This window comes from Janthinobacterium sp. SUN118 (assembly GCF_030397695.1).
In the GTDB taxonomy this organism is placed as follows: domain Bacteria; phylum Pseudomonadota; class Gammaproteobacteria; order Burkholderiales; family Burkholderiaceae_D; genus Janthinobacterium.
Map to the genome: position 1 here is coordinate 428,454 of NZ_JAPUBV010000004.1, position 26,084 is coordinate 454,537.

26 protein-coding genes are annotated in these 26,084 nt (G+C 63.1%); 10 read left to right on the top strand and 16 right to left on the bottom strand.

The window, feature by feature from the left end; translation table 11 throughout:
- Window positions 1-14 precede the first annotated feature (14 nt).
- Complete coding sequence (locus O0880_RS23700) at window positions 15-941, top strand: ScpA family protein (RefSeq protein ID WP_071324460.1); 927 nt, start codon at window positions 15-17, stop codon at window positions 939-941.
- 56 nt (window positions 942-997) lie between these two features.
- A complete protein-coding gene (panC, locus tag O0880_RS23705) occupies window positions 998-1,837 on the top strand; it encodes a pantoate--beta-alanine ligase (RefSeq protein WP_071324461.1) in 840 nt (279 codons plus the stop codon).
- A 62-nt stretch (window positions 1,838-1,899) separates the two neighbouring features.
- Here panC and O0880_RS23710 read toward each other — a convergent pair whose 3' ends face one another.
- Both O0880_RS23710 and O0880_RS23715 read right to left on the bottom strand, forming a co-directional pair.
- On the bottom strand, window positions 1,900-2,370 hold the full coding sequence (locus tag O0880_RS23710; RefSeq protein ID WP_289889085.1) for a hypothetical protein: 471 nt from the start codon (window positions 2,368-2,370) through the stop codon (window positions 1,900-1,902).
- Window positions 2,371-2,494: 124 nt separating this feature from the next.
- Window positions 2,495-3,034, bottom strand: coding sequence for a hypothetical protein (locus O0880_RS23715; RefSeq protein WP_289889086.1), 540 nt, complete (start codon window positions 3,032-3,034; stop codon window positions 2,495-2,497).
- Between the two features lie 217 nt (window positions 3,035-3,251).
- On the opposite strand from O0880_RS23715, the gene O0880_RS23720 reads away from it, so the two are divergent.
- Window positions 3,252-4,004, top strand: coding sequence for an SDR family oxidoreductase (locus tag O0880_RS23720; protein ID WP_289889087.1), 753 nt, complete (start codon window positions 3,252-3,254; stop codon window positions 4,002-4,004).
- A 165-nt stretch (window positions 4,005-4,169) separates the two neighbouring features.
- Complete coding sequence (locus O0880_RS23725; protein ID WP_289889088.1) at window positions 4,170-5,063, top strand: SDR family NAD(P)-dependent oxidoreductase; 894 nt, start codon at window positions 4,170-4,172, stop codon at window positions 5,061-5,063.
- A 70-nt stretch (window positions 5,064-5,133) separates the two neighbouring features.
- Here the strand turns inward: O0880_RS23725 and cheY are convergent, their stop codons facing one another.
- From cheY to flhD, 14 genes are all read right to left on the bottom strand, one after another.
- Entirely contained in the window at window positions 5,134-5,532 is a 399-nt protein-coding gene (cheY, locus tag O0880_RS23730) for a chemotaxis response regulator CheY (protein ID WP_010396677.1), read from the bottom strand.
- 147 nt (window positions 5,533-5,679) lie between these two features.
- Entirely contained in the window at window positions 5,680-6,750 is a 1,071-nt protein-coding gene (locus O0880_RS23735; RefSeq protein ID WP_071324464.1) for a chemotaxis response regulator protein-glutamate methylesterase, read from the bottom strand.
- Window positions 6,751-6,913: 163 nt separating this feature from the next.
- Complete coding sequence (gene cheD / locus O0880_RS23740; RefSeq protein WP_071324465.1) at window positions 6,914-7,522, bottom strand: chemoreceptor glutamine deamidase CheD; 609 nt, start codon at window positions 7,520-7,522, stop codon at window positions 6,914-6,916.
- Between the two features lie 9 nt (window positions 7,523-7,531).
- Window positions 7,532-8,404 (bottom strand): CheR family methyltransferase, encoded by an 873-nt coding sequence (locus O0880_RS23745; protein WP_071324466.1) that lies wholly within the window; start codon window positions 8,402-8,404, stop codon window positions 7,532-7,534.
- Between the two features lie 70 nt (window positions 8,405-8,474).
- Window positions 8,475-10,202 (bottom strand): methyl-accepting chemotaxis protein, encoded by a 1,728-nt coding sequence (locus O0880_RS23750; RefSeq protein ID WP_289889090.1) that lies wholly within the window; start codon window positions 10,200-10,202, stop codon window positions 8,475-8,477.
- A gap of 342 nt (window positions 10,203-10,544) precedes the next feature.
- On the bottom strand, window positions 10,545-11,051 hold the full coding sequence (locus tag O0880_RS23755; RefSeq protein WP_071324468.1) for a chemotaxis protein CheW: 507 nt from the start codon (window positions 11,049-11,051) through the stop codon (window positions 10,545-10,547).
- Window positions 11,052-11,080: 29 nt separating this feature from the next.
- Window positions 11,081-13,291 (bottom strand): chemotaxis protein CheA, encoded by a 2,211-nt coding sequence (gene cheA / locus O0880_RS23760; protein ID WP_289889091.1) that lies wholly within the window; start codon window positions 13,289-13,291, stop codon window positions 11,081-11,083.
- Between the two features lie 43 nt (window positions 13,292-13,334).
- Complete coding sequence (locus O0880_RS23765) at window positions 13,335-13,700, bottom strand: response regulator (RefSeq protein ID WP_034758362.1); 366 nt, start codon at window positions 13,698-13,700, stop codon at window positions 13,335-13,337.
- An 83-nt stretch (window positions 13,701-13,783) separates the two neighbouring features.
- The gene (locus O0880_RS23770; RefSeq protein ID WP_071324470.1) at window positions 13,784-14,332 is read right to left on the bottom strand and encodes a chemotaxis protein; all 549 of its coding nucleotides are present in this window, start codon (window positions 14,330-14,332) and stop codon (window positions 13,784-13,786) included.
- A 46-nt stretch (window positions 14,333-14,378) separates the two neighbouring features.
- Window positions 14,379-15,356 (bottom strand): flagellar motor protein MotB, encoded by a 978-nt coding sequence (gene motB / locus O0880_RS23775; protein WP_289889094.1) that lies wholly within the window; start codon window positions 15,354-15,356, stop codon window positions 14,379-14,381.
- A 58-nt stretch (window positions 15,357-15,414) separates the two neighbouring features.
- Entirely contained in the window at window positions 15,415-16,275 is an 861-nt protein-coding gene (motA, locus tag O0880_RS23780; protein ID WP_071324472.1) for a flagellar motor stator protein MotA, read from the bottom strand.
- Window positions 16,276-16,495: 220 nt separating this feature from the next.
- Window positions 16,496-17,257, bottom strand: coding sequence for a class I SAM-dependent methyltransferase (locus tag O0880_RS23785; protein ID WP_289889095.1), 762 nt, complete (start codon window positions 17,255-17,257; stop codon window positions 16,496-16,498).
- Between the two features lie 118 nt (window positions 17,258-17,375).
- Window positions 17,376-17,939: a flagellar transcriptional regulator FlhC gene (flhC, locus tag O0880_RS23790; protein WP_071324473.1), complete on the bottom strand. Its 564-nt coding sequence runs from the start codon at window positions 17,937-17,939 to the stop codon at window positions 17,376-17,378.
- A 135-nt stretch (window positions 17,940-18,074) separates the two neighbouring features.
- A complete protein-coding gene (flhD, locus tag O0880_RS23795; RefSeq protein WP_034758381.1) occupies window positions 18,075-18,392 on the bottom strand; it encodes a flagellar transcriptional regulator FlhD in 318 nt (105 codons plus the stop codon).
- Window positions 18,393-18,999: 607 nt separating this feature from the next.
- On the opposite strand from flhD, the gene kynU reads away from it, so the two are divergent.
- From kynU to O0880_RS23825, 6 genes are all read left to right on the top strand, one after another.
- Window positions 19,000-20,250 carry a kynureninase gene (gene kynU / locus O0880_RS23800; protein WP_289889097.1) on the top strand — a complete coding sequence of 417 codons (1,251 nt, stop codon included), beginning with the start codon at window positions 19,000-19,002 and terminating at the stop codon, window positions 20,248-20,250.
- Between the two features lie 8 nt (window positions 20,251-20,258).
- On the top strand, window positions 20,259-21,146 hold the full coding sequence (gene kynA, locus O0880_RS23805) for a tryptophan 2,3-dioxygenase (protein WP_071324474.1): 888 nt from the start codon (window positions 20,259-20,261) through the stop codon (window positions 21,144-21,146).
- Window positions 21,147-21,279: 133 nt separating this feature from the next.
- Window positions 21,280-21,828, top strand: coding sequence for an alpha/beta hydrolase (locus O0880_RS23810; protein WP_354669904.1), 549 nt, complete (start codon window positions 21,280-21,282; stop codon window positions 21,826-21,828).
- Between the two features lie 107 nt (window positions 21,829-21,935).
- Entirely contained in the window at window positions 21,936-23,990 is a 2,055-nt protein-coding gene (locus O0880_RS23815; RefSeq protein WP_289889098.1) for a hypothetical protein, read from the top strand.
- Between the two features lie 2 nt (window positions 23,991-23,992).
- Window positions 23,993-25,012 (top strand): hypothetical protein, encoded by a 1,020-nt coding sequence (locus tag O0880_RS23820; RefSeq protein ID WP_289889099.1) that lies wholly within the window; start codon window positions 23,993-23,995, stop codon window positions 25,010-25,012.
- Between the two features lie 31 nt (window positions 25,013-25,043).
- Complete coding sequence (locus O0880_RS23825; RefSeq protein WP_289889100.1) at window positions 25,044-26,069, top strand: hypothetical protein; 1,026 nt, start codon at window positions 25,044-25,046, stop codon at window positions 26,067-26,069.
- Window positions 26,070-26,084 lie beyond the last annotated feature (15 nt).

Consider the following 26,084-nt stretch of genomic DNA (forward strand, 5'->3'; position numbering starts at 1 on the left):
CCGGAACCGGCACGATGTTGCCTGAAGAGTCGGCGAGCACGCCCGGGCTGGATGCACCGGACGCGAGCGCAGTCATCGAGTCGCCCGAACCCGTCGCTAGCGGCGACGGCGGCGGCGACCCTGCAACATCTGCAACAACGGACGCGGCGCCCGCCGCCGATCCACTGGGCATCGCCCGCCTGTATGGCGAGCCCATGCTGCGCATGCCCACGGACCTGTACATTCCGCCGGATGCGCTGGAAATCTTCCTCGAAGCCTTCGAAGGCCCGCTCGACTTGCTGCTCTACCTGATCCGCAAGCAAAACTTCAACATTCTCGACATTCCGATGGCGCAGGTGACCCTGCAATACCTGAAGTACGTCGACCAGATCCGCGTGCGCAACCTGGAACTGGCCGCCGAGTATCTGTTGATGGCGGCCATGTTGATCGAGATCAAGTCGCGCATGCTTTTGCCCTCGCGCAAAAGCGACGTCGAGGAAGATGGCGGCGATCCCCGTGCCGAACTGGTGCGCCGCCTGCTCGAATACGAGCAGATCAAGCTGGCCGCCTACGACCTGAATGCCATTCCCCAGTTCGAACGCGATTTCGTGCGCACGCAGATCTTCATCGAGCAAAGCCTGACACCCACCTGGCCCGACGTCGAGCCGGTGGACTTGCAGCAGGCGTGGCTCGACGTGCTGAAACGCGCCAAGCTGACCCAGCATCACCGCATCAGCCGCCAGGAACTGTCCGTGCGCGAGCATATGTCGAGCATCCTGCGCCATTTGCAATCGTCGCGCTTCGTCGAATTCAGCGAGCTGTTCGACATTGCCGGCGGCGTGCCCGTGGTGGTGGTCAACTTCGTGGCCCTGCTGGAACTGGCCAAGGAAACCCTGATCGAAATCACGCAAGCCGAACCGTTTGCCCCCATCTACGTCCGGCTGGCTTATTCGCCCGCCTGATACCCTCTCCCTTTGTCACTGACCACCGTACAACGGGGTTTTAGCGAAAGCAATCAATGAAAATTATTTCCGACATCGAAGAATTGCGCGACCAGCTCAGCGGACAGCTGCGCACGGCGTTCGTTCCCACCATGGGCAACCTGCATGAAGGCCATCTGTCGCTGATGCGCCTGGCGCGCAAGCATGGCGACCCCGTCGTCGCCTCGATCTTCGTCAACCGCCTGCAGTTCGGCCCGAACGAGGATTTCGAGAAATATCCGCGCACCATGGAAGCCGACATCGCCAAGCTGGAAAAGGAAGGCGTGTACGTGCTGTTCGCGCCGACGGAAAAGGAACTGTATCCGGAACCGCAGGAATACCGCGTGCGCCCGCCCGATGACCTCGGCAACACCCTGGAAGGCGAATTCCGCCCCGGCTTCTTCGAAGGCGTGTGCACGGTCGTCACCAAGCTGTTCTCGTGCGTGGGCCCGCGAGTGGCCGTGTTCGGCAAGAAGGATTACCAGCAACTGATGATCATCCGCAACATGGCGCGCCAGTTCGCGCTGCCGACGGAAATCATCGCCGCCGAAACGTATCGGGCCGACGATGGGCTGGCTTTGTCCTCGCGCAATATGTACCTGTCGGAAAGCGAACGCGCCGAGGCGCCGGAACTGTACAAGGGGCTCAACTTCGTCGCCGAGGAAGTGCGCAAGGGTAATCTGGCCGTGGGTGAACTGGAACAGGCCGCCATGCAGCTGTTGAATGGCCGCGGCTGGAAATCCGATTACATCGCCGTGCGCAAGCGCGCCAACCTGCAGGCGCCAAACGCCGCCGAACTGGCCGCAGGCGAACCGCTGGTGGTGCTGGCCGCCGCCAAGCTGGGGCAGACGCGATTGATCGACAACCTGGAAATTTAACCGGCTGTCTCAACGCCACTGTCACGACAACGGGGCCGATCGGCCCCGTTTGCAAATCTTTCCTACTTCTCCAGCCCCACCAGTCTCAACTCGGCATACAGCAACTTGCCTCTGCCGCGTGCCGCCTGCAGCATGTCGTAGCTGGCCGCATCGAGCACGATTTCCTGCCCTCCCCATAGCTTGCGCTGATGCGCGGGCAGCTTCAGGCTGCGCAGCATGGCCCGCGCCTGCGCCGGATCGGCAGCCAGCAGGCGGATGGCGCGCACATGGCGCCGCACCCCCGTCAGGATGGGCAAACCGCCCTGCGGGCCACTCTGATTCAGGCTGACATAGTCGTGGCCACCCACGCGGTGCAGGTAGGCATGCCTGCCATCGCCCTCGGCGGCCGGCTGCACGGTCGCTTCCTGGGCATCGGATGGCAGCGCGGCAACAGCTGGCGCGACAGGCGCCACGGCGGCTTGCTCAATGCTCACGCCGCAGGCGGCCAAGAGGGCCGTGCTCAAGGCAAAAAATAATACGGGTGCTCGGCGCATGCTGCGCTCCTTCTTGTCGGGGTCGGGGACAAAGGGGAAATACTGCAGCGATCATGGGCCAAATTATTTGACGTGTAAAGTTAACCTTTGGAAATATTTCATTCATTTGGGAAATTAATCACCATTAGTCGATCTGCCGCAACAGCTGCCCGTAATACTGCTCGCCCTGGCGCACATGCGCGTCGAAATCGTAGCCTTGCTCGCGCATGCGGGCAAAATCCGCCGCCGCGATGCGCAGCACATAACTGTGCCGGTTCGCCACCAGCCGCGACGCCAAGGCGGTCCCTCTCACGGCGTCGCCGCCATACCATTTGCCTGCCCCGTCGTGCAGCGCCGGATGGATTTTCCCGCCCGCCTCCACCTGCCAGCCACCGTCGAGCAATATCCAGATGGCGCCATCGGCGTCGCCGCTGCTGGCGATGACGGTGCCGGCCCGGACTTCCCACTCGTGCGACTGCGCGATGACGGTGCGCAGCTGCGCCGCGGTCAACTGCGTGAAGAATGGCGTCTTGCGCAACAGGTGCGGATAGGTGACGGAAGCTTGCATGGCGGGGGGCACCTGGGCGGCATTGACTGACCAGGCGTAGCGGGCCAGCGGCAGGAACAGCGCGCCGGCGGCAAGGACAACAAGGGAGAATCGTGCAACGGTCATGCGTCGGGACATGCTGGGCTCCATGGAAAAAGCCTCACTATAGGCAGGCCCGCCAGGCGCATAAAGGGGGTATTCCTGCCTGCATCATGCCAAATGGCTCAACAATCATTATTGATCTAAATTGCACACTGAAAGCATTTTTACCACCTTTATCCACATATAAATAAAGCTCACAATGGCTGCACTGGCTCGCTCTTTCGGGCCTTTCCACCACGACAGGAGAACCACCATGAATACAGCATCCACCCCAGCCAGGGTCGCCATCGTCACCGGCGCCTCGCGCGGCATCGGCGCCGCCATCGCCCGCCGCCTGGCCCGCGACGGCATGCAAGTCGTCGTCAATTACGCCAGCGGCAATGTCGAAGCAGACAAGCTGGTGGCGACCATCGTGGCCGACGGCGGCGCGGCCATCGCCGTCAAGGCCAACGTGGCCGATGCGGGCGAGGTGCAAGCGCTGTTCGATGCGGCGGAAGCGGCCTTCGGCGGCGTCGACGTGCTGGTGAATAACGCCGGCATCATGCCACCCGTGCTGCCCACCCTGGCCGACACGGACGACGCCACCTTCGACAGCCTGTTCGCCATCAACGTCAAGGGCAGCTTCAACACCATGCGCCAGGCGGCCAGCCGCTTGCGCCATGGCGGCAGCGTCGTCAATTTCTCCACCAGCGTGATCGGCCTGGCCCTGCCCGGCTACTCCGTCTACGCCGCCACCAAGGCGGCCATCGAGACGATGACGAATATCTTCGCCAAGGAATTGCGCGGCAAGGACATCACCGTCAACGCCGTCGCCCCCGGCCCCACGGCCACGGCCCTGTTCTTGAACGGCAAGACGGAGGAAACGATAGAGCGCATGAGCAAGATGGCCCCGCTCGAGCGCCTGGGCACGCCGGACGACATCGCCGCCGCCGTCGCCTTCCTGGCCGGAGCGGATGGCCGCTGGGTCAATGGCCAGACCCTGCGCGCCAACGGCGGCCTCGTATAGCGCCAGCCAAAACCGGCTGCGCGTCGCGCCTTGCGGCCTGCGATGCTCGCCGTACTTTGCTGCGGTTGCGCTTCCCGGCCACAAATCCCTGACGCTCGCCACGGTCTTGTCAGGCGTCATGAAGACTCAATCAATCGCTCAATCGATCAATCAAAGGAATCCATCATGCAACAAGTCATTCTGATTACGGGCGCCTCGACCGGCATCGGCGCCCTCTCCGCCCGCGCGCTGGCCGCCGCCGGCCACACGGTCTATGCCAGCATGCGCGACACGCTGGGACGCAATGGGCCGCGCGTGCAGGAATTGCGCGACTACGCCACGGCCCGTGGCGCCGACTTGCGCGCGCTGGAACTGGACGTGCTGTCGCAAGCGTCGGCAGATGCCGCCATCGCCGCCATCCTGGCCGAACAGGGCCGGCTGGACGTCGTCGTCCACAATGCGGGCGGCCTCGTCACCGGCCCCATGGAAGCGTTTGCGCCGGCAGAGATCCAGCACGTCTTCGACACCAACGTGATCGGCGCCCAGCGCGTCAACAAGGCCGCCCTGCCCGCCATGCGGGCGCAAGGCAGCGGCTTGCTGCTGTGGATCAGCAGCACCACCACGCGCGGCGGCTTTCCGCCGTTCATGGGGCCGTATGCGGCCGCCAAGGCGGCCATGGATTCCATCGCCGTCACCATGTCGTATGAATTGACGCGCTTTGGCATCGAGACGTCCATCGTCACGCCGGGCGCCTTTACGCGCGGCACGGCGCACTTCCCGAACGCGGGCAAGCCGGCCGACCAGGCGACCAGCGCCGCGTACGCGCGCTATGACAGCTTGATGGACGAGGTGGGTGCGCGCCTGTCGGCCCTGACGCCGGACGATGCCGACCCGCTGGCCGTGGCCGAGAAAATCGTGCGCGTCGTGGGCCTGCCCGCCGGCCAGCGGCCGTTCCGCACGGTGATCGACTTTATCGGCGACGGCGCGCAGGAAGTATCGGCAGTGGCTGAACAGGTGCGCATCAGCTTTGCCCGCCGCATCGGCATCGACGACCTGCTGTCCATCCCCGCTGCCGCCTGAGGCAGACGACGAAAAAAAAACGCTGCCAGTTCGCACTGGCAGCGTTTTTTTCAAGCGTGGCAAGCCGTAATCAGGCGCCAGCCTTTTCCAGTTTCTCGAAAATCTTGTTCAGTTTTTCATCGAGGGTCGCGGCCGTGAACGGCTTGACGACATAACCGCTGGCGCCAGCCTGGGCGGCGGCGATGATGTTTTCCTTTTTCGCTTCGGCGGTGACCATCAGCACGGGCAGTTTGGCCAGTGCCGGATCGGCGCGGATATGCTGCAGCATCGTCAGGCCGTCCATGTTGGGCATGTTCCAGTCCGAGACGACGAAATCGTAGGATTCCGCGCGCAGCTTGGCCAGGCCCATCACGCCGTCTTCCGCCTCGTCGACGTTGGCATAACCCAGTTCCTTCAACAGATTCCGGACAATGCGGCGCATCGTCGAAAAATCGTCAACGACTAAAAATTTCATCTTTGGATCAGCCATGAATAACTCCGTTGTTTCTGTAGCGGTTTGTTAATAATATCGACATGAATGCCGACATTATGGTCGACACTACGGCAGCAAGTTATAGGATAGCATTTTCGTTGCTTTTAGGCGAACAAACTTGCCGCAGATCATATAAAACGTGGCTTACACGCGCAAAGCGCGCATGCCATGCGCAGCCAGGTGTCCCAGCACCATGCCAGGCAGCGCCGTCAAAGCGCCAACCTCATGCGTGGCGCCGATGGCGATCGCCTCGCGCGGCATGCCGAAGACGACGCAACTGGCTTCATCCTGGGCAAAATTATACGCTCCCGCCGTCTTCATCTCCAGCATGCCCTGCGCGCCATCCTTGCCCATGCCGGTGAGGATCACGCCGACGGCATTCTTGCCAGCCGATTGCGCGGCCGAACGGAACAGCACGTCGACGGACGGGCGATGGCGGTTGACCGGCTCGCCCTGGTCGATCTTGGTCATGTAGTTGGCGCCGCTGCGCGTCAGGGTCAGGTGCGAATGGCCGGGCGCGATATACGCGTGGCCAGGCAGGATACGCTCGCCGCCAGCCGCTTCCTGCACCGAGATCTTGCACAGCGAATCGAGGCGGCGCGCGAACGAGCGCGTAAACCCTTCCGGCATGTGCTGCGTGATCAGGATGCCGGGGCAATCGGACGGCATCTGCATGAGGAATTCGCGGATCGCTTCCGTGCCGCCCGTGGAGGCGCCCACGATGATCAGCTTTTCGCTCGACGTCAAAGGGCTGCGCAAGGCTGGCAGCGGCGCCGCCGTCTTGTCGCTGGCCGACGGCAAGGTGCGTGCGCGGATGCGCGCCTTGGAAGCCGCGCGGATCTTGTCGGCGATCATGTCCGTGTATTCGCGCATGCCGCTCTGGATCGAGATCTTCGGCTTGGTGACGAAATCGACGGCGCCCAGTTCCAGCGCGCGCATGGTGATTTCCGAACCGCGCTCGGTCAGCGACGACACCATCAACACCGGCATCGGGCGCAGGCGCATCAGCTTTTCCAGGAAGTCCAGGCCATCCATCTTCGGCATCTCGACATCCAGCGTCAGCACGTCGGGATTGGTCTGCTTGATCATCTCGCGCGCCACCAGCGGATCGGGCGCCGCGCCCACCACTTCCATGTCGGGCTGGCTGTTGACGATTTCCGTCATCACGCTGCGGATCAGCGCCGAATCATCCACGATCAAAACTTTGATCTTCATAGTTATCCTTCCAGGCCTTGCGGCCCTTATTCTTAATCGGTAAGAACGCCTGACAAAACCGCCGCGAGCGGCTGCGAACTGTGGCCGAGAAGCGCAACCGTGCCGGGGCACGGTGCGCATCGAAAGCCGCAAAGCGCGACGCGCAGCAGGTTTGGTCCGGCGTTTAGAACAGTTCGATCTCGCCGCCGACCGGCGCCACCTTGAGGCGGCTGGCGTAATCGAGCTCGCGGCGCACCAGGGTGTCGTTATGCGTCTGCATCAGCTTTTTCACCAGCACCTTGCCGCTGCGCGGGAAGAAGTACACCTTGCGCGGGTGGATGTCGTTGAGGTCTTCCGCCACCACGCGCATCTTCTCCGCCTTCAGGTAATTGATGACGAAAGCCGCATTGCGCTCGCCGACGTTGATCGCCGTGAAGCCGCGCAGCACGGCGCCGCCGCCAAACACCTTCGCTTCCATGTTCTCGCGCCGTGCTCCCGCCTTCAGCAAGTCATTGATCAGGATCTCCATGGCGTAGGTGCCATACCGCATGGAGGCCGAGATCGGGCTGTTGGTATCGCTGCCGCCGTCGGGCAGCATGAAATGGTTCATGCCGCCCAGCCCCGTGACCCGGTCGCGGATGCAGGCAGAGACGCAGGAGCCGAGCACGGTGACGATCAGCATGTCCTTGTTGGTGAAATAATACTCCCCAGGCAGGATCTTGGCGGCGTCACAATTGAACGTCCTGTCGTAATAGACGTTAGTGGCAAATTGCTCTTTGGGTTCCAGGCTCATATCTCACTCTCATGTACGATGCAACGATGCCTTGGGGACGCTGCCCCGTGGCTGGTCGAGCTCATAAACTGTTTTACCGCGCAGCTTCAATGAATCCGACACGTACAGAAAATTCTCCGAATGGCCGGCAAACAGCAGGGCATCTGGCTTCATCAACGGCACAAAGCGCGTCAGGATCTTGCGCTGCGTCGCCTTGTCAAAATAAATCATCACATTACGGCAGAAGATGACGTCGAACTGCCCCGTCAGGGGCCAGCTGTCGGCCAGCAGGTTGAGCGGCTTGAACGTGATCATCTGGCGCAACTCGGGGCGCACCCTGACCTGCCCCTCGCGATCGCCCTTGCCGCGCAAGAAGAAGCGCCGCGCGCGGTCGGCCGGCATCTTGTCGAGCCGGTCCAGGTTGTAGACGCCGTTGGCGGCCGTGGCCAGCACATTCGTATCGATATCGGTGGCGATGATGGTGACCGGCGGCGTGAGCGTATTGAAGGCCTCGCACACCGTCATGGCGATCGAATACGGCTCCTCGCCGGTGGAACTGGCCGAACACCAGATGGTGATCGGCCCGCTCAGCTTCTTCACATGCTCGGCCAGCAGCGGGAAGTGATGCGCCTCGCGGAAAAATGACGTCAGGTTCGTCGTCAGCGCATTCGTGAACGCTTCCCACTCGTCGCCCATGCGGCCCGCTTCCAGGTCGTCCAGGTAGCGGACGAACGAGGAAATGCCCGTCGCGCGCAGACGCCGCGCCAGGCGGCTGTAGACCATTTCCTGCTTGCTGTCGGCCAGCGCGATGCCGGCCCGCTTGTAAATCATGGCCCGAACCCGCTCGAAGTCCTTGCCGGTGAAGTCAAACTCCTTGACCGAATCCGTTTTAGTTTGCGGCATTTGTTTTTACCTCTCTATGACTACTCTGAACAATGCCTTTGCAATGCTACCTAGCGGGACCGGGTTGGCGTCAGAACTCTTCCCAGTCATCGCCGCCGGCTGCCGCCAGCTTTTTCGCCGGCGCCGGCGCAACGGCTTGCGCCGCCTTTGCCAACCGCCGTGTACTCGTCGCCGCCGCCTTCAGGGCCGGGCGCGCCACGGCCGCCTTGACGGATGCAGGCGCCGCAAGCGGTGCCTGCGGCGCCATGCCGTCGCCATCGAGCTTGAAGATGCTGACGGCGTCGGCCAGTTTCTGCGCCTGATCCTGCATGCTTTCGGCGGCCGCCGCCGCTTCCTCGACCAGCGCCGCATTTTGCTGCGTCATCTGGTCCATCTGCGCGATGGCCTGGTTGACCTCTTCGATGCCATGGCTCTGTTCCTGCGTTGCCGCCGTGATTTCGCCCATGATGTCGGCCACCTGCCGGATCGACGTGACGATCAGGCCCATGGTCTGCCCCGCCTCGTCCACCAGGCGGCTGCCCGCATCGACCTTGTCGACCGAGTCGCCGATCAGGCCCTTGATCTCTTTCGCTGCGCCGGCGGATCGTTGGGCCAGATTACGCACTTCGGACGCCACCACCGCAAAGCCGCGGCCCTGCTCGCCCGCGCGCGCCGCCTCCACCGCGGCATTCAACGCCAGGATGTTCGTCTGGAACGCGATGCCGTCGATGACGCCGATGATGTCGACGATCTTGCGCGAACTGTCCTTGATCGAACCCATGGTGTCGACCACCTGCGCCACCACGCTGCCGCCCTGCTCCGCCACCGACGATGCCGACACGGCCAACTGGTTGGCCTGGCGCGCATTGTCCGCGTTCTGCTTCACGGTCGACGTCAGTTCTTCCATCGACGACGCCGTCTCTTCCAGCGAGCTGGCCTGCGTTTCCGTGCGCGCCGACAGGTCGGCATTGCCGCTGGCGATTTCGCGCGAGGCCACGGTGATCGTGTCCGTGCCGTTGCGCACGTCGCTGACGGTCTTCACCAGGCTCTCGTTCATGTCCTTCAGCGCCTGCTGCAGTGCGCTCGTTTCATCCTTGCCCTCGACCACCACGTGCGACGTCAGCTCGCCCGCCGCCACTTTCTGCGCCACGGCCAGGGCGCCCGACAGCGGCACAGTGATCGAACGCGTGATGAACACGGCGCACCAGGCGCCGATCGCCACGGCCGCGCCGCCGAGGATCAGCAGCACCGTCATCAGGCGCGCATCGGCCGCCAGCGAACCATCCATGAAGCTTTGCTGCGCCACATGCTGCAAGTCGAGCAGCTTGTTGATATCGGCCAGCGTCTTCTTGTTCAGCGGGTCGATGCGCGTGGCAATCACCTTCGCCGCGCCCTCGCTGTTAAACGCCAGCACTTGCCCCATCGCCTCCTTGAAGGCGGCATCGACTTCGCCGTCGGCCTTGGCGATATTGGCCAGCAGCGCCTTCTCGCTGTCGGACAGTCCCAGGCTGGCCAGCTTGTCGCGCGCGCCGTCATACAGCTTGCGGTGCTCGCGCACCTTGCCTTCTTCCGCCTGCATCAGGCCGACATCGCCCTGCAAGCCGATATTGCGCATGGCAATACCCGTTTCCAGCATCGCGCTTTTCATCAGCGATGCCTGCGTATTTTTCTCGCCGGCCAGCGCCAGGCCGGACAACAGCTCGGCCTTGTTGCGGTAGTTCAGGGCATTGGCCGATACCACTACCACCACGAGGATGGCGAGGATGCTGCCAAAACCGATGCCCAGCCGCGTACCTATCTTGAAATCGCGCAAACTCATTACAGTCTCCAATATTTATGTGAACGGCGCCCGCTCAACCGTGCGGTACCGTGTTATGGCCGGGTCTCTGACGGACCTTGCAGCCTGCCGGCGCGCCTCAAGTAAGCAACCCCCAATAAATTATTCTGACTTCTGACTTCCGTAACCGGCGCCGTGCGGTGTTGCCCGCAGCTAGCAGTGCGCGCACTGCTAGCTGCAGGCGCCTTGCACGGCATCCGGTTCTGTTCGTCATAAATTCACAATAATTTCCCGAGGATTGCTTTCCCGCGCCGGTACATGCATATCTGTAGTGATTCTTTGCGTGGTCAAACGGCGGCGCACCGGGCGCCGCCTTGCTGCCGCTTACGCCGCCAGCTTGTCGATCAGGCCCATCTCGCTGCTCGACATCAGCTTGTCGATATCGACCAGGATCAGCATGCGCTCGTCGATGGTGCCCAGGCCGATCATGTAATCGGTCGAGAAGGCCGTGCCCATTTCCGGCGCCGGCTTCACCTGCTCCGGCGTCAGCGTGGTGACGTCGGAAACGCTGTCGACCACCATGCCGACGATGCGGCCGCCGATGTTCAGGATGATCACCACCGTGAACTGGTCGTACACGGGCGTGCCCAGGTTGAACTTGATGCGCATGTCCACCACGGGAATGATGATGCCGCGCAGGTTGATCACGCCCTTGATGAACTCCGGCGCGTTGGCGATGCGGGTCACCGCTTCGTAGCCGCGGATCTCCTGGACCTTCAGGATATCGATGCCGTACTCTTCGGAGCCCAGGGTGAAGGCCAGGAATTCACGGCCGGCGATGTCCTTGCCGTCGCCCGGTTTGCTTCCGGATGTTTGTTGAGTATCTGACATGGTGGTTTCCTATCTTTTATCTATCGGTGTTACGAAAAAATGGACTCGTCAGCCAGCTGACGAGAGGAACGGATCAGGGCGGCGACGTCGAGAATCAGCGACACGCCGCCATCGCCCAGGATGGTGGCGCCGGAAATGCCCACCACCTTGCGGTAATTCGATTCGAGGTTCTTCACCACGACCTGCTGCTGTCCGACCAGGTCATCGACAAACAGCGCCGCCTTGCGCCCTTCCGTCTCGAGGATCACGCAGATGCCTTCCGATGGACTGGTGAAGCGCGGCGCGATGTCGAACATCTGGTACAGCGGGATCAGTGGCAGGTATTCGCCGCGCACCTTCACCACCTGGCCGCGGCCAGCGATGTCCTTGATGTCTTCAACGGCCGGCTGCAGCGATTCGATGACAAAGCCCAGCGGTAAAATATACACTTCGTCGCCGACGCGGATCGACATGCCGTCCAGGATGGCCAGGGTCAGCGGCAGCGAGATGGAAATCGTCGTGCCGAAGCCCTTCGCCGAGCGGATGTCGACGACGCCGCCCATGGCGCTGATATTGCGCTTGACGACGTCCATGCCCACGCCGCGGCCCGACACGTCGGTGACCGCTTCGGCGGTGGAAAAGCCGGGCGCGAAAATCAGCTGCCACACCTCGGCGTCGCTCATGCTCTCGGACACGTCCAGCCCCTGCTGCTGCGCCTTGGCCAGGATGCGTTCGCGATTCAGGCCGGCGCCGTCATCGGATACTTCGATGATGATGTTGCCGCCCTGGTGGCTGGCCGAGAGGAACAAGCGGCCCGCCTCGGTCTTGCCGGCGGCCACGCGGGCGGCCGGCATTTCCACGCCATGGTCGATGCTGTTGCGCACCAGGTGCGTGAGCGGATCGACGATGCGCTCGATGAGGCCCTTGTCCAGTTCCGTCGCCGCCCCATTCGTGATGAAGTCGACCTTCTTGCCCAGTTTCGTCGCCAGGTCGCGCACCATGCGCGGGAAGCGCGAGAAGACGAAATCCATCGGCATCATGCGGATCGACATCACCGCTTCCTGCAGGTCGCGCGTGTTGCGCGTCAGGTGGCTGACGCTGTCGAGCAGTTTTTCATGCAGCATCGGGTCCAGCGCGCCGGCGCGCTGCTCGATCATCGCCTGCGTGATCACCAGTTCGCCCACCAGGTTGATCAGCTGGTCGACCTTTTCAATCGAGACGCGGATCGACGACGATTCGGCGCCCGCCTTGTCGCCCTCTTTCTTCGACGGCTTCTTGTCCTGCTCCACTTCGGCCACGAGGCTGGCCACGGCTTGCACGATGGCCGCGCCGGCAGTGGCGGCACCGGCCTTGGCGGCATCGGCGCGGATCTGTTCGAGCGGCTGGAAGAAGCCATAGCCACGCTGGGCATCGCTGGACTCGCCCTGCGCGGCGGCGCGGATTTCCTCGATCGGCTGGAAGAAGCCGTAGCCCGGATCTGCTGCCGCCTGCGCGGCGGGAAGGCCGGGCAAGGGGTCGAAGAAGCCATAGCCCTGCGCCTTTTCCTGCGCCGCGCGGGCCGCATCGGCTTCGCCTGGCGCCAGCGGCGGCGCCTGCGTGATCACCATGTCGTCCGGATTGAGCACGAACGAGCAGATGGCCAGGATATCGTCCAGGCTTTCATGCGTCGTCACTTCCAGCACGCTGCGCGCGTCGGGCAGCGCCGACACCGCCACGTCGCCCAGCAAGCCCAGTTCGGCCGCCAGCGCATCGACTTCGCGCTGCTCCATGGCCGGCAGTTCCAGGCGAATGCGCTGGCCGCCGGCATGGCTGACGGCTTCCTTTTCCGCCGTATGGAAGGCTGGCGCCACGGGCGTGAGCGCGGCCACCGGCACGTCCTGCGAGAACGACTGCAGCATCATGCGCACATTGGCCACGGCGTCCTGGTCGACGGCGCTGCCCAGGCGATGGCCGTCAAGCTGCATCTTGAGGATGTCCTTGGCGGCCAAAAAGGCGTCGACGTGTTCCGCCGTCAGGGCCATCTGGCCCTGGCGGATGCGGTCGAGCAGCGACTCGAGGATGTGCGTCACCTCGCTCATGTCGCTCAGGCCGAACGTCGATGCGCCGCCCTTGATCGAATGGGCGGTGCGGAAAATCGCATTCAGGTCTTCGGCGTCGGGCGCCGCAATATCGACGGCCAGCAGCAGCCGTTCCTTTTCAGCCAGCAGTTCCTCGGCCTCATCGAAAAAGACCTGGAAAAACTGGCTAATATCGATGGTCATATGGTGACTCCGTCAATTGCATCGTTGCGCTGCGCGGCTGGCATCAGCCGATCACCTTCTTGACCACCTCGATCAGGCGTTGCGGATCGAACGGCTTGACCAGCCAGCCATTGGCGCCGGCGGCACGTCCCTTCGACTTCATTTCGTCCGACGACTCCGTCGTCAGCATCAGGATGGGTACCTTCTGGTAGGTCGGTAGTTCACGCAGCAGCTTGATCAGCTCCAGGCCGTCCATGCGCGGCATGTTCTGGTCCGTCAGCACCAGGTCCACGGTTTGCAGCTTGGCTTTTTCCAGTCCATCCTGGCCGTCGACGGCCTCCACCACCTGGTAACCGGCGGCTTTCAGGCTGAACGCCACCATCTGGCGCAATGAGCTGGAATCGTCCACTGCAAGTATCGTTTTGGCCATCTTTGCTCCCACTTATTCCGGGCATCCTGCCCGAGTATTTGATTAATCAATCCATGCAACCGCAAGCGTTCCGCACTGGCATGCTAGAACAGCTCGATGTCGCCACTTTCCAAATGCTGCTGACTGACAGCCTTGCGCAGCACGCTGCGCAACTCCAGGCTTTGAATCGCCAGCGCCATGCTGACCCGCCCCAGCAGGGCGACAATTTCTTCATTATCGCTCTCTGGCAACATCTCGGCGCCATGCGAGCCCAACGTCCCGAGGAACTCGCGCAAGCCCGTCACCCGTTTCAGGGTGCGCTCGATCAGCTGGCTGGTCATGTCCTGGAATTGCAGGCTGGTGATGGCGGCGTTGACATAGCCGCCCACCTCGTCCTGCAGCGCCAGCAGCCTTGTACGCTGCTCCTCCGGCGGCACGCCGCCTTCGAGCAGCATGGCGATGGTGTCCTGCTGCGCCGCGACGGCCGCGTGGATGGCCATGAAATTGAAGGACAGCTTCTCGATCGCCTCTTCCAGCAAGATGCCGGTCTGCACCAGGTCGGTTTCCACCTCCGTCAAGTGCTTGCGGCCATGGTCCGACACGCCAGACAACAGGCGCTTTACATGCGAGCCAAGTATTTTCTTTCTTGTCATAAAGGTCTCATTGTTTCAATACACCACGCGTTGACGGCCTTGCGTGTTATTTTTTCGCCGCTGCCGGGCTGGGGGCGGGCGCCGCGGGGGGCGGCGAACCGGCCACCAGCCCCGAGGCGACTGCGGCGCTGGCGGCATCGGTCACCGGCAGCTCCATCGCCGAGCCATCGCGCAGGACGTTCTCTTCCGTGCGCTTGTTCATGACGATGATACTGATGCGCCGGTTGATCGGGTTGAACGGGTCGAGCTTGTCCAGGTGGGCAGCCGAACCGAGTCCCACGACGCGCAGGACCTTGTCTTCATTCATGCCGCCGATCACCAGTTCGCGCCGCGACGCATTCGCGCGGTCGGCCGACAGTTCCCAGTTGCTGTAGCCGGCGTCGCTCATGTAGGGCGTCGAATCCGTATGGCCGGACAGACCGATGCGGTTCGGCACTTCATTGAGCACGAAGCCGATCGCATGCAGGATTTCCTTGGTGTACGGTTGCAAGTTGGCATTGGCCAGGGCGAACATCGGACGATTCTGCTCGTCGACGATCTGGATGCGCAAGCCTTCGCTCGTGATATCGAGCAGCAACTGGTTCTTGTATTTTTTCAGCAGGGGATTGGCGTCGATGGTCGCTTCGATGCGCGCCTTCAGCGCCTGCAGGCGCCGGCCTTCCTCGCGTTCGAGCGCGGCCTTGGCCGAATTGAGGTCGAACGACTTGCGCTGCTGCTCTTCCTGCGCCTTGCGCACCTGGCCATCCTGGCGCGACAGGTCCTGACCGCCGCCCTGGATCACGGAGTTGCTCTCGCCGCTGCCGGAACCGCCTGCCATCGCCACCTTCAGCGGCGTCTTGAAGAATTCGGAGATGCCGTTCAAGTCGCCCTTCGACGTCGAGCCAAGCAGCCACATCAGCAAGAAGAAGGCCATCATGGCCGTGACGAAGTCGGCGTAGGCGATTTTCCACGCCCCGCCATGGTGTCCGCCAGCCGTCTTCTTGATGCGCTTGACGATAATCGGGCGCATGCCTTCATCGGCCATGGCGTTCCCCTTCCCTGCACTGCAATTGACTCATGGTATCTGTACGCGTCTTCACTGCTTACTTCGTTTTCGATTTCTTGATGTGCTCTTCCAGCTCGTTGAACGTCGGACGCTCGGTCGAGAACAGCACCTTGCGGCCGAATTCCACGGCCAGCGCCGGCGCATAGCCGTTCAGGCTGGCCAGCAGGGTCACTTTCACGCACTGGAACATCTTGCTCGACTCTTCCAGCTTCTGCTCGAGCAGGCTGGCCAGCGGACCGACGAAGCCGTAGGCCAGCAAGATGCCGAGGAAGGTGCCGACCAGCGCGTGCGCGATCAGCATGCCCAGCTCGGCCGGCGGGATGCCCACCGATTCCATCGTGTGCACCACGCCCATGACGGCGGCGACGATACCGAAAGCGGGCAAGCCGTCGCCCACCTTGGCGATCACGTGGGCCGGCACCGCGCCTTCGTGATGGTGCGTCTCGATCTCGTTATCCATCAGGTTTTCGATCTGGAACGCGTCCATGTTGCCAGATACCATCAGGCGCAGGTAATCGGTCATGAACTCGACGATATGGTGGTCGGCCAGCACGGCCGGATACTTGGAAAACAGCGGGCTTTCCTGCGGGCTGTCGATATCGCCTTCGATCGACATCAAGCCCTCCTTGCGCACCTTGCTGAGCACTTCGAACAGCAGCGACATCAGCTCCATGTACAGCTCTTTGGTATAGCGCGATCCCTTGAACAGGGTCGGCAGGGCCGCCAGGGTGGCCTTGATGGCCTTGTTATTGTTACCAACAAGGAAGGCGCCCAGGGCGGCGCCGCCGATCATCAGCAGCTCCACCGGCTGGAACAACGCCGCCAGATGGCCGCCCGCCAGCGCGAAACCGCCAAAAACCGAGGCGCAGACGACGATGTATCCGATTATGACTAACAAGTGCCCTGACTCCCAAATAGGGCCGGGCTGACGCGCCCGGCATGCTCAAACCAGTTCCCTGCAGCCGGAGGCTGTGCCACGGGCGGGGAACAGCGGCAAAAAATGTAACCAAAGGTAGATTGAAATGCCCCGCTTTTCAACCCAAATCCAACAAAATGCTGTGTGGAACTACAATAACGTGAGATTGTCCTCCGGGCAAGCAAATAACGCAGACAATTGCTTAAAAGCACCATATGTAGAGCAAGGGGCCACTCTCTGTGGCGGCAATGGTCTTATCGGGTTCGCGTGCCGCAATCTTGAATTCGTAACTAAGAAGCATGCTTCCGGGCAACATTTCCGCTTCAGCCTTAATCCACAGGGCCGACATGACGGCCGGCGACAGGTAGGCAAACACCACGTCGTAGGCACTGAAATCGAGCGCCGCGTAATCGCCGCGCAGGAAGCGCGCGCGGCTGCCGCCGGCGCGCGCGCGCAGCCGGCTCACCAACCACGGCAGCGGCGCCAGTTCGATGCCGGCAAAATGCCCGTCGGGACGGCGCCGCGCCAAGTCCAGCACCAGGCCGCCGAGTCCGCTGCCGATGTCGACCAGGCGCACGCCGGGCCGCCCGGCGATCAGCTGCGCCACGGCTTGCCATACTTTCGGACCCGACGGATAGAACGGCACTTGCGTGCGAAACGTGGACCAATACAGGCTCAACAGGAAAACAAAGGCGACCAGGAAGACGGCAGGCGGCAAGTCCAGCTGGCTGGCGCCCAGCAGGGCCGGCGCGAACAGCAGGCCGATGGCGCACCACCAGCGCGCCAGGCCCGCGCGCCAGGTGATGATCGCCGCCAGCGCACCCTGCACGCCGGCCACGGCCAGCAGCGACATGGCGACACCGAGGCGCGCCAGGGCATACACCAGCAACAGCATCAGGGGAAAGGCCAGTACCTGGATCAGGATCGCCTTGAGCGCGGGCGCGCGCAGGATTTGTTGCAGCATGTGGGCAAGCTCGAAAGGGAAAGCGCCAGTGTACGGCGAAAGCGCCATGAAAAAGCCGGAGTCCGGTCTCGCGACCGGCTCCGGCATTCACTGTATATATATGTTGGGGAGGATGGTGTCAGGCAGCCAGGCCGGACGGCGCTGCCGCGGCCGCCTCGTCGCGCGCCTTCTTGGTCTTGCCGGCACGCGAAGGCATGTGGCACAGGCCGCAGACATAATCGGCGTTCAGGTCGAGGCAATTGACGACAAACTTGCCGCCGCACTTGCCGCAAGGCGCCATGTCCAGCATCTTGCTGCTGAAAAAGCGCACCAGGGTCCAGGCGCGGGTCAGCGACAGCAGCGGCTCTTCGCCCGCTTCGGGCGGCATCTGCTCCAGGTACAGCTTGTAGGCCTTCATCACCGCCTCGATGCCGGTGGCGCCGGCGTGGTCGACGAGGAATTTGTGGATATTGATGAACAGCGAGGAATGGATATTCGGTTGCCAGGTAATGAACCAGTCGGTGGAAAACGGCAGCATGCCCTTCGGCGGCGAGACGCCCTTCAATTCCTTGTACAGGTTCAACAGGCGTTCGCGCGACAGCGAGACTTCGGTCTCCAGCAATTGCAAACGGGCGCCAAGCTGTATCAATTCGATGGCCAGCTGGATTTCCTGCGCTTCCGATACGACACTTTTCTTGGCCATGCTGACTACTCCGGATGTGACTGATGCTGACTGAAGGTTGCCGGCAAAAATATTCAGGGCAAGCCGCGTTGCCGAAAACGGTAAGAATGTACTGCGAGGCAAGGCAACGCCGCCATGGGCGCTTTGCCGGGAACCTTATGCGATTTCTTCGACGCCCTGGCCTGCCATCAGGATGGCGGCGTGCGACTGGGCCAGCGAGCGGTCTTTATTGTAGTTCGTCAACATGCCAAGGATGGCGCTGTCGTCGAAGCGAAAACGGGCCAGCATCATGTTGCCGCCAGCCAGCTTCAGGATTTGCGCGTTGCTCATGCCTTCGATCAATTCGGCGATTTCAGCGGCAATGCCGAGACGGAAGATGGCCGTTACCTTGTCTGCACGAATCATTTGCTGAGCCAGCATCAGGTAGCTCAGGTTAGCGTCGCGAATCTCAGCCATCATATCGTTAGCAGTCATTTCCATCTCCTCAATCCGTTGAATTCAGCTGGCGTTGTTTGTTGCCAGTGAGATACATTCTGCAGGAGCAACATCAAACGCAACAGAGGCGTAGCGCTGTATTTTTGGTCGGGGAATGGCGGGCAGGAGCGTAGGTGTTTGTCTGACAAACACCGCTCAATGGGGGTCGCACGCCAGCAACGGCGCGGATTCCGGAAGTATGCAAGGGGTCAGAATCAGCTGACTTTTGACCTGCAATAAATATCACTTTTTTACAACAGCTTGACCTGAATCAAGCCCATCTACCTATGTAACGGCAGCTCCGACGAGAACTTTAGGCCTTTTTTAAAAAATATTTAAAAAAACCTGCGGTTCTTGTTCGGCGGATTTCCGCGTGTCATGTATTCATTGACGGCGGCGTTTGGAGGAACTTTAGGGTTTTTTGAAAATATTTTTAAAAAGCGTGATTTTTTTCGTTGACGCCCCGCAAGCGCGCATTTTTCCGTGGCCCGCCGCCGCCGGCAATCGCGCTTTCCTGCCGGGATTTGCTACACTGCTGCTCTCGCGTGATACTTTAAGCCTCAAGCAATATCATGCCATCCAGATAAGTATCAATATGAAAGCCACCATGACTTCTCGACAAGACTGCACTGCGCGCGACCTCGATGACCCACTGGCGCCCCTGCGCCTGCAGTTCGACCTGCCCGCCGGCGTGATTTATCTCGACGGCAACTCGCTCGGCGCGCGGCCGAAGGCGGCCCTGGCCCGCGCCCAGCAAGTCATCACGGCCGAGTGGGGCACGGACCTGATCCGCAGCTGGAATACGGCCGGCTGGTTCGACTTGCCCAAGCGCCTCGGCGACCGCCTGGCCCCGCTGCTCGGCGCGCAAACGGGCGAAGTGGCCATCACCGACACCACTTCCGTCAACCTGTTCAAGGCCCTGGCCGCCGCCCTGCAGATGCAGGCATCCGATCCGGCGCGCGCGGCGCGGCGCGTCATCGTCAGCGAACGCAGCAACTTCCCTACCGACCTGTACATGGCGCAAGGCCTGGCCGCCTGGCTGGACCGCGGCTACCAGCTGCGCCTCGTCGACAGCCCCGAGGAACTGGCGCAGGCCATCGATGCCGAGTGCGCCGTCGCCATGCTCACGCACGTCAACTACCGTACCGGCTACCAGCACGACATGGCCCTTGTCAGCAGCCATTGCCACGCGCAAGGCGCGCTGACGCTGTGGGACCTGGCCCACTCGGCCGGCGCCGTGCCGCTGGACCTGAATGGCGCCGGCGCCGACCTGGCCGTCGGCTGCACCTATAAGTACCTGAACGGCGGCCCCGGCTCGCCCGCCTTCATCTGGGTGCCGGAAAAGCACCAGGCCCGCTTCCGCCAGCCCCTGTCCGGCTGGTGGGGCCACGCCACGCCGTTCGCCATGGATCCTTCCTTCGCGCCGGCCGACGGCATCAAACGCGCCCTGTGCGGCACGCAGCCCATCGTTTCGCTGGCCCTCGTCGAATGCGGCCTGGAGATCTTCGCGCAAACCAGCATGGAGGCCGTCCGCCGCAAGTCGCTGGCCCTGACGGACCTGTTCATCGCCCTCGTCGAACAGCGCTGCGCCAGCCACCCGCTGGGGCTCGTCACGCCGCGCGCACATGCGCGGCGCGGCAGCCAGGTCAGCTTCACGCATCCGCACGGCTACGCCGTGATGCAGGCGCTGATCGCGCGCGGCGTCATTGGCGACTACCGCGAGCCGGCCATCATGCGCTTCGGCTTCACGCCCCTGTACACGAGCTTTACCGACGTCTGGGATGCCGTCGAGATCCTGCGCGACATCCTCGACACGCAAGCGTACGACATCGCCGCCAAGCGCGACGCGGTCACCTGAACCATCCCATGAGCGACGAGAAGAATATGAACAAGGACAATACCAGCGGCTGCCCCATGCATGCCGGCGGCCAGGACGCGCAGTGGCATGGCGCACAGATGGATTTCAGCGAGTCCATGAGCTACGGCAACTACCTGGCGCTGGACCGCATCCTGACGGCCCAGCATCCGCTGTCGCCCAACCACAACGAGATGCTGTTCATCGTGCAGCACCAGACCAGCGAATTGTGGATGAAGCTGATGCTGCACGAGATGCACGCCGTGCGCGCCAACCTGCAAAACGGCGAGCTGGCGCCCGCCTTCAAGATGCTGGCCCGCGTGGCGCGCATCATGGACCAGCTGGTGCACGCGTGGGACGTGCTGGCGACCATGACGCCGCCCGAGTACACGGCCATCCGTCCCTACCTGGGGGCCTCGTCCGGTTTCCAGTCCTACCAGTACCGCGAAATCGAATTCATTTTGGGGAACAAGAACGCGGCCCTGCTGAACGTGCACACGACGGCGCCCGACACCTACAAAGTGCTCGACTCTGCCCTGCGCACGCCATCCGTCTACGATGAATCGATCAAGCTGCTGGCGCGCAGCGGCCTGCATATCGCCCCCGAACGCCTGGATGCCGACTGGACCCTGCCGACCAGCGCAGACGCGTCCGTGAAGGCGGCGTGGCTGGAAGTCTACCGCGACCCGTCGAAACACTGGGCGCTGTACGAACTGGCCGAAAAGCTGGTCGACCTGGAGACGGCGTTCCGCTTCTGGCGCTTCCGCCACGTGACGACGGTCGAGCGCATCATCGGCTTCAAGACGGGCACGGGCGGCACGGCCGGCGTCAGCTACCTGCGCAAGATGCTCGACGTGGTATTGTTCCCGGAACTGTTCGCCCTTCGCACTGAGTTATAAAACTGCCAGACCAAATCTGCCGCGCGGCGCGCCTTGCGGCCGGCGATGCTCGCTGTGCATGCGCACCGCTGCGCATCCCGGCTACAACGCACTGCCGCTCGCTACGATTTTGTCAGGCATGTTAATAGGAGAAATGATGTCGCCTCTCGTCCTGACCCTGGCCGGCCTGTGGAATTCCGGGCCGCAGCACTGGCAAACCCACTGGGAGGCGCGCCACCCCGACTGGTCGCGCGCGCCGCACCGCGAATGGCAGGCGCCGGACAGGGACGAATGGGTGACGGAGCTCGATCGCGCCATCGCCGCCTGTCCCCGCCCGCCCGTGCTGGCGGCGCACAGCCTGGCCTGCGCGCTGGTCGCCCACTGGGCTGCCAGCGGCTCGCCGCACCGGATCGCCGGCGCCTTTCTGGTCGCGCCCAGCGACGTGGAAGCGCCCTCTTACCCGCAAGGCACGACGGGCTTCGCCCCCATGCCGCTGCAAGCCTTGCCGTTTCCCAGCCTGGTGCTCGCCAGCGGCGACGATCCCTATGTCAGCGTCGCGCGCGCGCAAGCCTTTGCCAGCGCCTGGGGCAGCGATTTCACCCTGATCGGCGACGCCGGCCATATCAACGGCGACGCCGGCTACGGCCCCTGGCCGCAAGGCGAGCGGATGCTGCTGGAGTTCTGCGCCGTGCACCAGCACTGACGGCCAGGGCGCGCAGCGCACACGATACGCGCGCGCATTTGCCCACAAGGAAGAACGCAGGCAGAATCGTGGCCTTTCCATTGCGGCGCCCCGGCGCCAGCCTCACGATGAAACGTCTGCTTCTGCCTTTGCTCCTCTGTTCTGCGCTGGCCCACGGCGCGCCTTTTTACGAAGGCAAGATCCTCGCCCATCCCGCCATTGCCGCCTCGCAGGATAGCGGCCTGGACATCGCCTTCCTCAAGGAAAAGGATGGCGTCAACGGCTATTATTGCGAATGCACGGGCGCCAGCGCGAAAACCCTGCCGCTCGACCGGTTCGGCAACGCCGCCATCCGCTCCGTCTTCTACGCCTCGCTGGACAAGGAATCGGACAGCAGCGTGCAAACCATGCTGGTGCTGTTCCGCCAGGACGGCAAGAACGGCTTGCGCGCCTACCGCTACGACCGCAGTTCCGGCAAATACCGGCGCCTGGACGGCTTGCAGCCGGCGCTGAACCGCATCGTGGCGCAAGGCACCAGTCCCAACGCGGGCCAGGTCAAGGCGGCGCTGGCCAGGCTGGCGCCGATGGACTACAGCGTCGCCCGGGGCAAGAGCGGCAATGCGGACTTCGACGCCATCGACCATACGCAAGGCACGGTGGTCGGCTATTACAGCGACGATGGCACGCCCGTGGCGGCAGGCGCCAAGGACGCCATCACCTACAAGAAAACCTTCGAGAAAAAGGGCGAGCGCTTCCTGACGGCCAGCTACACGCTGTACAGCGACGCGGGCGCCGGCATCCTGCCCAACTACCGCCTGTGGCAAGTGACGTGGGAAACGGCGCCGCGGCAATTCACGGGCAGCGAGGACGGCCCGTCCGTCATCTACAGCCTGGCCTGGGACGACGGCACGGTCGTCGAGCGCGGCCAGTACGTGAAAGGCAAGCGCCAGGGCCTGTGGGTGCGTGAAGGCATGCACGAAGGCAGCGAGAAAGGCCATTTCGTCAACGGCCTGCGAGAAGGCCTGTGGCACTTCGACTATCCCAAGCAAAGCGAGAGCGGCATGTACCGGGCCGGCAAGCGCGAAGGCCGCTGGACAGTCGTCAACTATGCCGACGAAGACGAAGTGACGGGTTTCGATACCTACGCGGGCGGCCAGCTGAATGGCCCGCACGAACGCCGCATGGCCGGCAAGCTGCAAACGCATGGCAACTACGTCAACGGCGCGCGCCATGGGCCGTGGATCACGGAAGACGGCGACGGCAGCTTCATCGACGGCTTGCGCGACGGCCCCTGGAAACTCAAGCTCAAGGACAAGGCCACGCAAAGCGTCACTTTTGTGAAAGGCAAAAAACAGGGCGAGGCGCTGGACACGGACGCCGGCGGCGCGCTGCGCCTGCGCGACCATTACCAGGCCGGCGTGCTCGATGGCGCGCGCACGCGCTACCTTGGCCCGGCCGGCAAGGAGTACGTCGTCTACACGGCCACCTTCCGCAACGGCCAGCTCGACGGGCGCGAGCAGGCGTTCGACGACAGCGGCAAGATCCTGCGCCTCGATACGCTGTGGGACAACGGCAAGAAACAGGGCCTGGACGCGCGCTACTACCCAAACGGCAAGCCGGAGCGCCTGGCCGTCATCGACCAGGGCCGCCTGCTCACGCACCTGCGCGAATACTATGAAGACGGCCAGCTGCTCAACGACATCCACCGCTGCACCTTCAAAGAGTACGGCAGCACGCGCGACGACGTGTGCGAATACCATCACATGTACTACCCGGACGGCAAGCCGCAGTATTACTACGCCTTCCAGTACGGCCAGCGCCAGGAAGGCTATTCGAACTACCCGAACGGCAAGCGCAAGGACGAACTGCTGGTCGACCGCGCGGCCGACACCTCCGTCGTCAACGCATATTACGAAAGCGGCCAGCTCAAATGCACGGAACCGCGCCGCGGCCACAGCACGCGCACGGTGAATAGCGAGTCGATGATCAGCTACGCTTCAGCCGACCGCGATGGCGACAATATCTGCTACCACCCGAACGGCAAGGTGGCCAGCATCTATACCTTCCGCCAGCGCGTGCTCGTCGCGTGCGGCAAGCGCTACGACGACACGGGCAAGCAGACCTTCCCGGGGCCGGAAGGCTGTCCGCCCCCCAGGCAGGTAAGCTACCCCATAGGACTGTGACGATGACGCAAGCAACACGACCGCAGTGCATCCAGAACCCCGAGCACATCGACGCCACGGCGATCCGCGCCGCCATCGCCGATGGCAAGCAGGTGCTGGTGCAGTTCAATACCCTGGGCGAGCCGGAGCCGCTGCTGGCCGACCTCGACGCCCTGGCCGCCACCTGCGGCACGGCGCTGACCATCCGTATCTACGGTTACGACCCGCGGGTGTTCGATACCCGCATCCTGCGCGCGTTGCCGCATGTGGCCAGCCTGTCCATCGACTGCCACCGCAACGCCCTGTATCTTGAAACCCTGGGCGAGCTGCGCCACCTGAAGCGCCTGAGCCTGGGCGTGTACGAGCTGGCGCAAGCCGACATCCTGCAGCTGGAGAATTTGCGCGGCCTCGAGCACCTGCATCTGGGCGAATCGGCCAAGGACAATATCGACCTGGCGCCCCTGCGCCACTATGCACACCTGTCCAGCCTGACCATCGAAGGCCACCACCAGCACATCGACACCCTGGCCGGCCTGCCGGCGCTGCATGACCTGTCGCTGTACCGCATCAAGAACAAGGTGGCGCTGGATTTTGTGTCTGGCATGGAGCGCCTGCGGCAGCTGAAACTACAGCTGGGCGGCCGCGAATCGCTGGCGGACATCGAAGCGCCATTGCTGGAACAGCTGGAAGTGATACGCGTGCGAGGACTGCAGCAGCTGGGCGATATCGGCCGCTTCCCGCTACTGCAGGCGCTATGGGTGGAAGACCAGATCAAGCTGCGCCAGGTCGTGCTGGGCCCGAACACCGCTCTCGAACGCCTGAACCTGCACACCTGCAAAACGCTCGACAGCCTGCCCGGCCTTGCCGCCCTGCCTGCCCTGCGCCAGCTGTCGGCATCGGAAACCCTGCTCGACGTGGACGCGCTGCTGCAGGATCTGCCCGCGTCGCTGACGCACGTGCGCCTGCGCACGGGCAAAAAAACACGCGACGACGCCATCGCGGCGCAGCTGGCGGAGCGCGGCTACAGCAACGCGCGCCTGTAAGGCAGCGCTCTTCTCGCACAGGAATCACCCCATGTACCAGCCTCCCACCCAACACCGCATCCACCAGCCCGCGCGCATCGACGCGGCGGCCATCCGCACGCTGATCGGCAACGGCGAGCAGGTCACCGTCCAGTTTACGCAGGACCGCTTGCCGGCGCCGCTGCTGGCCGACCTCGACGCACTGGCCGCCACCTGCGGGCCGGCGCTGGAAATCCGCTTTTTCGGCGCCAGTGCCGAACCGTTCGACGCCGACGTGCTGCGCGCGCTGCCGCATGCCGTCAACCTGTCGCTCGACTGCCACATGCGCGCCATTCACCTCGAGCGGCTGGGCGAGCTGGGCCGCTTGAAGCGCCTGCACCTGGGCGTGCATCACCTGGCCGAACTCGATATCCTGGCGCTGGACACCCTGCGCGGCCTGGAAGCACTGAGCCTGGGCGAAACGGGCAAGGGCCAGATCGACCTGGCGCCGCTGCGGCACTGGCCGCAGCTGGCGCAGCTGCACACGACGGGCCACGCGAAAAACATCGACGCCATCACGGCCCTGCCCGCGCTGACGCAACTATCGCTGTCGCAGATCAAGAGCAGGGATGAGGTGGACTTCGTCAGCGCCATGCCGGCGCTGACGCGGCTGCGCTTCATCCTCGGTGGACGCGCATCGATCGCCCACGTCACGGCGCCGCGGCTGGAAGAGCTGGAAGTGGTACGCGTGCGGGGAATGGAAAACCTGGGCGATATTGGCCGCTTTCCACTGCTGGCGCGGCTATCGGTGGAAGAGCAGATCAAATTGACGGAAATCAGCCTGGGCGCCAATCCGATGCTCGAATGGCTGGTTCTGCGCAACTGCAAGACGCTGCTGCGCTTGCGCGGCGTCGCGGCACTGCCTGCGCTACGCGCCCTGGCGGTGAGCCAGACGCAGCTCGATTTCGACATGCTGGTGGCCGAGGGCTTGCCGCGCGCACTGCGGCAGTTCAGCTTTGGGACGGGGAAAAGACAGCGCGATAAGGAAATCGACGCGCAATTGACGCAGCTCGGTTACGCCAAGGCGCCCTACTATTGAAAACAGCGTGTTGAA

Excerpts from the sequence above, each read along its gene's own strand:
- kynU (WP_289889097.1), top strand. The coding sequence starts at position 19,000 with ATGACTTCTCGACAAGACTGCACTGCGCGCGACCTCGATGACCCACTG.
- O0880_RS23820 (WP_289889099.1), top strand. The coding sequence starts at position 23,993 with ATGACGCAAGCAACACGACCGCAGTGCATCCAGAACCCCGAGCACATC.
- O0880_RS23725 (WP_289889088.1), top strand. The coding sequence starts at position 4,170 with ATGCAACAAGTCATTCTGATTACGGGCGCCTCGACCGGCATCGGCGCC.
- O0880_RS23770 (WP_071324470.1), bottom strand. The coding sequence starts at position 14,332 with ATGACAAGAAAGAAAATACTTGGCTCGCATGTAAAGCGCCTGTTGTCT.
- panC (WP_071324461.1), top strand. The coding sequence starts at position 998 with ATGAAAATTATTTCCGACATCGAAGAATTGCGCGACCAGCTCAGCGGA.
- O0880_RS23750 (WP_289889090.1), bottom strand. The coding sequence starts at position 10,202 with ATGAGTTTGCGCGATTTCAAGATAGGTACGCGGCTGGGCATCGGTTTT.
- O0880_RS23745 (WP_071324466.1), bottom strand. The coding sequence starts at position 8,404 with ATGCCGCAAACTAAAACGGATTCGGTCAAGGAGTTTGACTTCACCGGC.
- O0880_RS23700 (WP_071324460.1), top strand. The coding sequence starts at position 15 with ATGTTGCCTGAAGAGTCGGCGAGCACGCCCGGGCTGGATGCACCGGAC.
- flhC (WP_071324473.1), bottom strand. The coding sequence starts at position 17,939 with ATGGCCAAGAAAAGTGTCGTATCGGAAGCGCAGGAAATCCAGCTGGCC.
- O0880_RS23710 (WP_289889085.1), bottom strand. The coding sequence starts at position 2,370 with ATGCGCCGAGCACCCGTATTATTTTTTGCCTTGAGCACGGCCCTCTTG.
- O0880_RS23755 (WP_071324468.1), bottom strand. The coding sequence starts at position 11,051 with ATGTCAGATACTCAACAAACATCCGGAAGCAAACCGGGCGACGGCAAG.
- flhD (WP_034758381.1), bottom strand. The coding sequence starts at position 18,392 with ATGACTGCTAACGATATGATGGCTGAGATTCGCGACGCTAACCTGAGC.
- O0880_RS23735 (WP_071324464.1), bottom strand. The coding sequence starts at position 6,750 with ATGAAGATCAAAGTTTTGATCGTGGATGATTCGGCGCTGATCCGCAGC.
- O0880_RS23810 (WP_354669904.1), top strand. The coding sequence starts at position 21,280 with ATGATGTCGCCTCTCGTCCTGACCCTGGCCGGCCTGTGGAATTCCGGG.
- O0880_RS23715 (WP_289889086.1), bottom strand. The coding sequence starts at position 3,034 with ATGTCCCGACGCATGACCGTTGCACGATTCTCCCTTGTTGTCCTTGCC.
- motB (WP_289889094.1), bottom strand. The coding sequence starts at position 15,356 with ATGGCCGATGAAGGCATGCGCCCGATTATCGTCAAGCGCATCAAGAAG.
- O0880_RS23785 (WP_289889095.1), bottom strand. The coding sequence starts at position 17,257 with ATGCTGCAACAAATCCTGCGCGCGCCCGCGCTCAAGGCGATCCTGATC.
- cheA (WP_289889091.1), bottom strand. The coding sequence starts at position 13,291 with ATGACCATCGATATTAGCCAGTTTTTCCAGGTCTTTTTCGATGAGGCC.
- cheD (WP_071324465.1), bottom strand. The coding sequence starts at position 7,522 with ATGAGCCTGGAACCCAAAGAGCAATTTGCCACTAACGTCTATTACGAC.
- O0880_RS23720 (WP_289889087.1), top strand. The coding sequence starts at position 3,252 with ATGAATACAGCATCCACCCCAGCCAGGGTCGCCATCGTCACCGGCGCC.
- O0880_RS23765 (WP_034758362.1), bottom strand. The coding sequence starts at position 13,700 with ATGGCCAAAACGATACTTGCAGTGGACGATTCCAGCTCATTGCGCCAG.
- O0880_RS23815 (WP_289889098.1), top strand. The coding sequence starts at position 21,936 with ATGAAACGTCTGCTTCTGCCTTTGCTCCTCTGTTCTGCGCTGGCCCAC.
- kynA (WP_071324474.1), top strand. The coding sequence starts at position 20,259 with ATGAGCGACGAGAAGAATATGAACAAGGACAATACCAGCGGCTGCCCC.
- cheY (WP_010396677.1), bottom strand. The coding sequence starts at position 5,532 with ATGGCTGATCCAAAGATGAAATTTTTAGTCGTTGACGATTTTTCGACG.
- O0880_RS23825 (WP_289889100.1), top strand. The coding sequence starts at position 25,044 with ATGTACCAGCCTCCCACCCAACACCGCATCCACCAGCCCGCGCGCATC.